The sequence below is a fragment of the Zoogloea dura genome (assembly GCF_012927165.1).
GTDB lineage: Bacteria > Pseudomonadota > Gammaproteobacteria > Burkholderiales > Rhodocyclaceae > Zoogloea > Zoogloea dura.
This window is the reverse complement of the sequence record NZ_JABBGA010000055.1, coordinates 1-8,884: the sequence shown is the minus strand read 5'-3', so window position 1 is coordinate 8,884 and position 8,884 is coordinate 1. Positions and strand designations below refer to the sequence as shown.

General features: G+C 61.7%; 6 protein-coding genes and 1 pseudogene. 1 reads left to right on the top strand and 6 read right to left on the bottom strand.

Annotation, left to right across the window (positions count from 1 at the left end):
- Positions 1-269 (top strand): annotated as a pseudogene (locus HHL15_RS25720) (IS3-like element ISAzo10 family transposase); the annotation flags it as partial.
- Between the two features lie 191 nt (positions 270-460).
- On the opposite strand, the gene HHL15_RS25715 reads toward HHL15_RS25720, so the two are convergent.
- The 6 genes from HHL15_RS25715 to HHL15_RS25690 all read right to left on the bottom strand — a co-directional run.
- Entirely contained in the window at positions 461-811 is a 351-nt protein-coding gene (locus tag HHL15_RS25715) for a hypothetical protein (protein WP_169148634.1), read from the bottom strand.
- Positions 812-903: 92 nt separating this feature from the next.
- Positions 904-3,252 (bottom strand): heavy metal translocating P-type ATPase, encoded by a 2,349-nt coding sequence (locus HHL15_RS25710; protein ID WP_206198977.1) that lies wholly within the window; start codon positions 3,250-3,252, stop codon positions 904-906.
- Positions 3,253-3,317: 65 nt separating this feature from the next.
- Positions 3,318-3,968: a methyltransferase family protein gene (locus HHL15_RS25705; protein WP_169148636.1), complete on the bottom strand. Its 651-nt coding sequence runs from the start codon at positions 3,966-3,968 to the stop codon at positions 3,318-3,320.
- Positions 3,955-4,221 carry a DUF2933 domain-containing protein gene (locus HHL15_RS25700; RefSeq protein WP_206198976.1) on the bottom strand — a complete coding sequence of 89 codons (267 nt, stop codon included), beginning with the start codon at positions 4,219-4,221 and terminating at the stop codon, positions 3,955-3,957. The genes HHL15_RS25705 and HHL15_RS25700 overlap by 14 nt, the downstream gene beginning before the upstream one ends.
- 120 nt (positions 4,222-4,341) lie before the next feature.
- Positions 4,342-7,476, bottom strand: coding sequence for an efflux RND transporter permease subunit (locus HHL15_RS25695; RefSeq protein WP_169148632.1), 3,135 nt, complete (start codon positions 7,474-7,476; stop codon positions 4,342-4,344).
- Positions 7,477-7,489: 13 nt separating this feature from the next.
- A partial coding sequence (locus HHL15_RS25690) for an efflux RND transporter periplasmic adaptor subunit (protein WP_169148631.1) occupies positions 7,490-8,884 on the bottom strand: 1,395 nt, incomplete at its 5' end.

Below are 8,884 nucleotides of genomic sequence, written 5' to 3'. Positions count from 1 at the left end.
CAGCCGGCTTCGTCCAGTGGTACAACGTCGATCATCGTCACAGCGGTATCCGCTACGTCAGTCCGGCCCAGCGCCATGCCGGTGAGGATCAGGCGATTCTGGCTGCCAGGCATGCTCTTTACACCGAGGCTCGCGAACTCAACCCGGCGCGTTGGTCCGGCAATACGCGCAACTGGTCGCCCATTGGCGCAGTCACGCTCAACCCGGAACGTGAGTCCGTCATAAAGACGCATTTGCCTGACGTGAATACTCAACAGTTGGCTGCATGACCGAGGCGACAACTACCTTGACGCGCGCCGATGTCGTCACCTGCTCGCCGTAGGTAAAGCCCAGGCGGCATAGTCCGGCCGCTACGTCGAGATTGGCTTGAAGACGCGCTCTCAGGTCTTCGTTCGCTTCTTGCATGATGTCCCCCTGTTTGAGCCGAACCGGCCGAGATTCGCGTCGGCTCGCCAATGACTTATTTACCAAGGCTCTCCGCCAGGTCGCGATGCCCCTTTTCCAGTGCCCGGGCCTCTTGGGCCGCTTCCTTGAGCTTGGCTTTCAGATTGCTGCAGTGGGCTGCCCACAAACCCGCATCACCTCTCGGACGGCCAGAGTACGAGGCCGCCATTTTTTCGTGTTGCTTGGCTTCCGCCTCGTAACTCACGGCCTTCCCTGCAAAGTAGTCGGCGATACGCTGGTGGTCAGCTGCAGTCGAAGCACTGGAGATGGCCTCCGGGATCGCTGCAACGGGGGGCGTTGATGAACAAGCACCCAAGGTCAGAATCAGCGCTACGCCAGCGAGTGTCACACCCAGATTGCGTTTCATGATGTTGCCTCCTTTCGAGTTCACACGCTCAGTGTGCGATCCGGCGACTGACAAGGGGGTGACGCAACCATTACATCCCTGTCCTTTAAATGTCAGGAAGTCTGTTTCCTTGTGTTTGTCTTCCTGAGGCGCAGAGCGTTACCCACCACACTGGCCGACGACAAACTCATCGCCAGAGCGGCGATCATGGGGGAGAGAACCAGCCCATACGCTGGATAGAGGGCGCCAGCTGCAATCGGGACACCGAGGGCGTTGTAGAGAAACGCGAAGGCCAAGTTCTGCCGCATGTTGCGGACCGTGGCGACTGACAGCGCACGGGCACAGGCAATGCCTCTCAGGTCGCCTTTGACGAGGGTCAGCTGTGCACTGTTCATGGCCACATCGGTACCGGTTCCCATGGCGATGCCGACATCGGCCTTGGCGAGGGCTGGAGCGTCGTTGATGCCGTCACCAGCCATCGCCACGGCATGTCCTTCGCGCTGGAACTGTTCCACGAGCGCAAGTTTGTCAGCCGGCTTGACCTCTCCGTGGATCTCATCGATACCCAGCCGCTGGCCCACGGCACGTGCGGTGGTCAAGCCATCTCCGGTCGCCATCACTACGCGCAGCTCGGCTGCGCGCAGGCTCGCCAAGGCTTCCGGTGTACTCGCCTTGATCGGATCGGAAACAGCCAGCAGACCGAGAAGCTGCCCATCACGGGCAAGATGGATCACGCTGGCCCCACTCTTGCGGAGTTCCTCGGCGCGTTCGGCAAGTTCGGTGGAGGATTCAAGCTCGATACCCTGCTGTGCCATCAATGTCACGTTACCGAGTGCCAGGCGTCGTCCTCCAACGATGCCGTGGACGCCAATACCGCTCGCCGATTCGAACTGCTCGACCTTGTCGAGGCTCATCCCCCGTTCACGCGCGGCACGCACGATCGCGTCGGCCAATGGATGCTCACTGCCCTGGTCGAGACTGGCGGCGAGCCGTAGAATTTCGTCCTCGCTGCCGCCTTGCAGGGCAATGGCGCACTCGAACGCGGGTCTCCCTTCGGTCAGGGTGCCAGTCTTGTCCACGATCAGGGTGTCGATCCGGCGCAGACTCTCGATTGCGGCCGCATCCCGAAAGAGGATGCCCTGCGTGGCGGCCTTGCCGGTTGCCACCATGATCGACATCGGGGTTGCCAGCCCAAGGGCGCAGGGGCAGGCAATGATCAACACCGAGACTGCGCTGATGAGACCAAAGACCCAACCCTGATTGCCTCCAAACAGCCCCCAGGCAAAGAAGCTGGCGAGGGCGACGGAAACCACCGCGACAACAAAATACCCAGCCACCACATCGGCCAGACGCTGCATGGGCGCCTTGGAACGCTGGGCCTGGGCAACCATCTGCACGATCTGTGCAAGCATGGTTTGAGCACCCACCTTCTCCGAACGGATGACGAGGCTGCCCGAGGTGTTCATCGTTGCGCCAATGACCTTGTCCGATGCCCGCTTGCTGACCGGCAGCGGCTCACCGGTCAGCATCGACTCATCGACCGAGCTACTTCCTTCGACGACCACGCCGTCCACCGGCACTTTCTCGCCAGGCCGAACCCTCAGGAGATCACCGACGTGGACGCTGTTGAGTGGAACGTCTTCTTCACTGCCATCGGCCAGGATCCGCCGTGCGGTCTTCGGCGCCAGACCCAGTAGCGACTTGATGGCCGCTGAGGTCTGCGAACGGGCGCGCAGCTCCAGCATCTGGCCGAGCAGCGTCAGCGAAATGATGACAGCAGCCGCTTCAAAGTAGACGCCAATCCGGCCATGGGCCATGAACGACAGTGGAAACAAGTCGGGCGCCAGCGTTGCGACGAGGCTGTAAAGGAAAGCCGCACCGGTACCGAGGCTGATCAGTGTCCACATGTTCGGACTGCGATGGATCACCGAATGCGTGCCCCGAACAAAGAACGGCCAGCCAGCCCACAAAACGACGGGCACGCTCAGGACCAGCTCCACGCCACTTCGAAGGGCCGGCGACAGGCCGCTGAGTAGATGGCCTGCCATCGCCAGGAAGACCACCACAACGGTAAGCGGCAAACTGAACCAGAAACGCCGACGGAAATCACGGTATTCGCTGTTGTCGTCTTCGGTCGCCAGATCAGGTAGGACCGGCTCAAGCGCCATTCCGCATCTCGGACAGTTTCCCGGACCGATTTGCCGGATCTCCGGATGCATCGGGCAGGTGTATTCGATGCCGGGATCGGTGATGACTCGCTTGGCCGGCTGAAAGTACGCCCACGGGCCGGCATCAAATTTGGTCTTGCATTTGCTGCTGCAGAAGCGGTAAGTCGCGCCTTCCCACTCACTTTGGAAAGTCGATTCCGGCTGCACCGTCATTCCACAGACCGGGTCTGTCGCGCTTCCTGGGGCAGCTTGCCTAGAGGAAAGCGAACCGTGATGGTGGTCAGGGGCGTGCATGTGCCCGGAAGCTGGGGATGTCATGACAACTCCTTCTTGTCTCGGCCTTGGTCGCTATCCGGCCTTCAAGGTATCGGCGGGTGTTTTCTCCACTTTGGCCACCAGCCGGGCGTTCGAAGCAGGTAGTCGCGGTATTCCTCGCCGAATGCGTCCAGTGCCTGTCTTTCTTCCCGTCTCGCCAGGCGAATGTAAGTCGCAAGCAAGATCGGAAACAGGGTGAGCGTGACCAGGGTCGGCCACTGCAGCAGGAAGCCGATCATGATGAGAATGAAGCCGGCGTACTGGGGGTGACGGATTCGGGCGTAGGGGCCCGTGGACGCCAGGGTCTGCGATTTCTGCGCGGCATAGAGCACCGGCCAGGCATCGGCGAGGAGCCAGAAGCCACCAAGGATGAAGAGACTGGACAGGATGTGAAAAGGGCCGAAGTGGGGATTGCTCTTCCAGCCGAAGATCATTTCGGGCAGATGCCCTGCATCATGGGAGAGCCAGTTGATGCCAGGAAAGTGCTCCGACAACCAGCCCGAGAGCAGGTAGATGGTCAGCGGAAAGCCGTACATCTCCGTGAACAGGGCGACGACAAAAGCCGAGAACATGCCCAGCGTTCGCCAGTCCTGCTTGCTCTGCGGCTTGAAGTAACTGGCGGCAAACAGGATGAAGAAGACCGAGTTGATGGCGACGAGCGTCCACAACCCATAGTCATTGTTACTGGCGTCCATGGTCATCCCCTCCTTCACCGGTATCGTGCTCATGCGACTTGTGAGCACCGTGATGTCCATGCATGAAACGGTGCATCAGGGGGCAAGCCAGCAGAAACAGGTAGGGCAAGACACCAAACAGATGCGCGCGGTGTTCCGTCAGCAGGTAGAACAGGGCCATTGCGGCAAACACCCACCACACCCACTTGCCACGCCGAAAATGGTGGGAATGACCATCAGTTCCAGCTTGGGATGGCTCACGAGAATCGATCATCACGGCCTCCTACCTTGCAAGACATGAATCAGCGCGACGACCTGGGAACGGCCACCCTTGCTTGATACAGGACCGGGTGGCATCTCCGAGCTCCTCTTTCCGTCTAAAAATCAGCTAACGCTAACTTTCCTGGCCCCGATCCAGCCGCCATTGTTTCACCAGTGCGTAGATCGCCGGGATCACCGCCAGGGTCAGCACCGTCGAGGAGATCATTCCGCCGACCATCGGTGCGGCGATGCGGCTCATCACTTCGGAACCGGTGCCCGTCCCCCACATGATCGGCAAGAGGCCGGCCATGATGGCGACGACGGTCATCATCTTCGGGCGCACACGCTCGACAGCGCCTTCCATTACCGCCTCATAGAGATCGCCAACGTTAGGGGCACGCCCTGCAGTGCGGCACGTCGCCTTCACGGCTTCCCAGGCGTGATCGAGATAGATCAGCATCACCACGCCGGTCTCCGCTGCCACGCCCGCCAAGGCAATGAAACCCACTGCCACCGCGACGGACAGGTTGTAGCCGAGCAGCCACATCAGCCACACGCCGCCGACCAATGCAAAGGGCACTGACAGCATCACGATCAGTGTTTCGGTGATGCGCCGGAAATTGAGATAGAGGAGCAGGAAAATGGTCAGCAAGGTGATCGGGATGACGATCTTCATCTTCTCAATGGCGCGCTCCATGAACTCGAACTGACCGCTCCAGGTGACGTAGTAACCCGGCGGGAACTTGATCTGCTCGGCGACCGCCTTCTTCGCATCGGCCACGTAACCACCGATGTCCCGATCGCGGATGTCCACGAAAATATAGGCCGACAACAAGGCGTTCTCCGTGCGGATGCCCGGGGTGCCTTTCTCTACCTTGACCTTCGCCAACTGCCCCAGCGGCACCATCGTCCCCCCCATGGTTGGCACCAGCACTTCACGGGCGATCTGCTGTGGGTCGGAACGCAGCTCACGCGGGTAGCGTACCGTCACGCCGAAGCGCTCACGGCCCTCAACGGTGGTGGTCACCATCTCACCGCCGAGCGCGCTGCCGATCACATCCTGCAGGTCGCCAACGGCCAGACCATAGCGGGCCAGTTGTTCCCGGTCGGGCTCGATGTTGAGGTAGAAGCCGCCGGTGATGCGCTCGGCGAAGGCACTGGTGGTGCCGGGCACGGTTTTGACGACGGCCTCGATCTCCTTGGCCAGCTTCTCCATTTCACCGAGATCCTTGCCGAAGACCTTGATGCCGATGGGCGTACGGATGCCGGTGGACAGCATGTCGGTGCGAGCCTTGATGGGCATCGTCCAGGCATTGGCCACCCCCGGGAACTGCAGCGCCTTGTCCATTTCCGAGATGAGCTTGTCGGTCGTCATGCCCGGCCGCCATTCAGTTTGCGGCTTGAGGTTGATGACCGTCTCGAACATCTCGGTCGGCGCCGGGTCGGTGGCCGTATTGGCACGGCCGGCTTTGCCAAAGACCGATTCGACTTCAGGGAAGCTCTTGATGATCTTGTCCTGGGTCTGCATCAGCTCGGCGGCCTTGGTGATCGACATACCCGGCAGGGAGGCCGGCATGTAGAGCAAAGTGCCTTCGTTCAAGGTCGGCATGAACTCTGAGCCCAGGCGGGAGGCGGGATAGACCGAGACGGCCAGGACGATCACCGCGAGGACGATGGTCAGTTTCTTCCCGCGCATCACCGTGGCGATGATCGGCCGATACACCCAGATCAGCACCCGGTTCACCGGGTTCTTCGCCTCCGGCATGATCTTGCCGCGGATGAACAGCAGCATCAGCACCGGCACCAGGGTGACCGACAGTATCGCCGCGCCGGCCATCGAGAAGGTCTTCGTGTAGGCCAGCGGCGAGAACAGACGGCCCTCCTGTCCCTCAAGCGTGAACACCGGCAGGAAGGAGACGGTGATGATCAAGAGCGAGAAGAACAGCGCCGGGCCGACCTCCTTGCAGGCGGCCAGCATGGCCTCGAAACGTTCGGCCGTGGAGTGGCCGTCCGGTAGTCGCTCCAGGTGCTTGTGGGCGTTCTCGATCATCACGATGGCCGCATCGATCATCGCCCCGATGGCGATGGCGATCCCCCCCAGACTCATCAGGTTGGAGTTCATGCCCAAGAGGCGCATGGCGATGAAGGCCATCAGCACGCCCACTGGCAGCATCAGAATCGCCACCAGGGCGCTGCGCACATGGAGGAGGAAAACCACGCAGACCAGCGCCACGATGATCGATTCTTCGATCAGCGTACCCTTGAGGGTTTCGATGGCCCGGTGGATCAGCTCGGAGCGGTCGTAGACCGTCTGTACGGTCACGCCTTCCGGCAGGCCCGGGCCGATCTCGGCGATCTTGTCCTTCAGGTTGTGGATGACTTCCAGCGCATTTTGGCCATAGCGGGCCATCGCGATGCCGGCCACCACTTCGCCTTCGCCGTTGAGTTCGGTGAGCCCCCGACGCTCGTCAGGTGCCAGTTCGACCCGCGCGATGTCGCGGATCAGCACCGGCGTGCCCTTGTCGGCTTTGACCACCAAGCGTTCAATGTCGTCCTTGCCACGCAGGTAGCCCTTGCCGCGGACCATGTACTCGGTCTCAGCCATTTCCACCACGCGGCCTCCGACGTCCCTGTTCGAGTCGCGGATCACTTGGGCGACTTTCATCAGCGGAATGCCGTAGGCGCGCAGCTTCACCGGATCGACAGTGACCTGATAGGTCTGCACGAAGCCACCGATGGACGCCACTTCGGCGACACCGTGGGCCTTGGCCAGCTGATAGCGCAGATACCAGTCCTGGATCGTGCGCAGTTCGGCGAGGGTCTTGTCCTTGGCCAGCAGCGCGTACTGGTACACCCAGCCGACGCCGGTGGCGTCGGGCCCGATCTGCGGTGTCACCCCCTTCGGCATCCGTCCGGCGGCGAAGTTGAGGTATTCCAGTACCCGCGAACGCGCCCAGTAGATGTCCGTGCCGTCTTCAAAAATGATGTAGACGAAGGACGCCCCGAAGAACGAGAAACCGCGCACCACCTTGGACTTGGGCACCGACAGCATCGCTGTGGTGAGCGGATAAGTGACTTGATCCTCGACCACCTGTGGCGCCTGGCCAGGGTATTCGGTGTAAACGATGACCTGCACGTCGGAGAGGTCGGGTAGCGCGTCGATGGGCGTACGCAGCACCGCAAACACCCCGGCGGCGAGAATGAACAGCGTGGCGAGCAGAACCAGGAAGCGGTTCCGGCCCGACCAGTCGATGATTTTGGCCAGCATGATGGATCCTGTGTCAGTGGCCTGCGTGAGGGTTAGCCGCCGGTGTCGACGTGGCTGCTTTGCCGGCCGGGGTCGCCGAGGTGATCACCCATTCGCCGGGCTGGCGCTCGACGAACTCCACATCCACCTTGACACCCGGCTTCAAGGCCTGCAGCAGCGAGGGATTGGCCACCTTGAACTCCATGGTCATTGCCGGCCACTTCAGGCTGGCGACCGGGCCGTGATTCAGGCTGACCGTCCCGTCCTTGGCATCGACACTGTCCACCGTCCCTTCGGCCCGGTGCCCGGCGGCTTGGGGCGCCGCCGCAGGCTTTTCGTCGTCTTTTCCGGACTTCGGTGCGCCACCATGGCCCGAATGCCCGAAACCGCCGACCGCGGCTTTCAGGTTGCTTTCCGCATCGATCAGGAAGTTGGCGGCGACGACGACTTTTTCGCCCGCTTTGACGCCATCCATCACTTCGATGTGGCTTTCGCTATGCCCACCCAGCTTCACGTCCCGCGGCTCGAAGCGCCCTTCGCCGTGGGCGATGAGGACGATCTGACGTGTTCCACTGTCGATCACGGCCGAGGCCGGCACCGTGACCACTTGTCCCTTGCCCCCCACTGGCACCTCAACCTGGGCGAACATCGCGGGCTTCAGGAGCTGGCCCGGATTGGCCAGTTCGACCCGCACCGGCACCGTTCGCGTTTCCGCATTGAGGGTCGGATAGACATAGGTCACGCGGCCCTCGAAGACCTTGTCCGGGTAGGCATTGATGCGCACCTTTGCAACGGCCCCCGTACGCACCTGAGCGATGTCCTGTTCGAACACGTCGGCGACAACCCACACCGACGACAGGTCGGCCACCTGATACAAGGTGTCGCCCGGCATGAAGCGCATGCCTTGCAAAGCCTTCTTCTCGGTGACGACGCCGGAAACCGGGGAGCGGAAGGTCAGCGTGCGCTTGGATGCACCGGATTTCGCCAAGGCACGGATCTGCTCCTCGGAGATGTCCCAGTTCCTGAGGCGTAGCAAGCTCGATTCGGCCAGTTGCTGCATGCCACTCCGGGCTTCGCTGCCGGCATCTTTCAAAGCGTCGACTCCCTGGGCGGCGATGGTGTATTCACGCTGGGCGGAGACCAGTTCCGGGCTGTACACCTCGAAGAGCGGCTGGCCCTTGGCGACCGGCTGGCCGGTGACGTTCACGTGCAGGCGCTCCACGTAGCCTTCGAACTTCGGGGAAATGGCAAAGCTGCGCCGCTCATCGATCTCGATCCGGCCGGCAGCGCGCACCTGCTTGTCGAGGGCGCGCAGTTCCGCTGCCTCGGTACGCACGCCAAGCTTTTGCACTTTCTCGGTACTGATCTTGATCGAGTTGGCTGCCGGGGGCTCGTCCGCCTCCCCTTCGTAGACCGGGACGTAGTCCAT

What these genes read in the sequence shown, in the direction of transcription:
- HHL15_RS25710 (WP_206198977.1), bottom strand. Translation starts at nt 3,252, where the DNA reads ATGCACGCCCCTGACCACCATCACGGTTCGCTTTCCTCTAGGCAAGCT.
- HHL15_RS25700 (WP_206198976.1), bottom strand. Translation starts at nt 4,221, where the DNA reads ATGATCGATTCTCGTGAGCCATCCCAAGCTGGAACTGATGGTCATTCC.
- HHL15_RS25705 (WP_169148636.1), bottom strand. Translation starts at nt 3,968, where the DNA reads ATGGACGCCAGTAACAATGACTATGGGTTGTGGACGCTCGTCGCCATC.
- HHL15_RS25695 (WP_169148632.1), bottom strand. Translation starts at nt 7,476, where the DNA reads ATGCTGGCCAAAATCATCGACTGGTCGGGCCGGAACCGCTTCCTGGTT.
- HHL15_RS25715 (WP_169148634.1), bottom strand. Translation starts at nt 811, where the DNA reads ATGAAACGCAATCTGGGTGTGACACTCGCTGGCGTAGCGCTGATTCTG.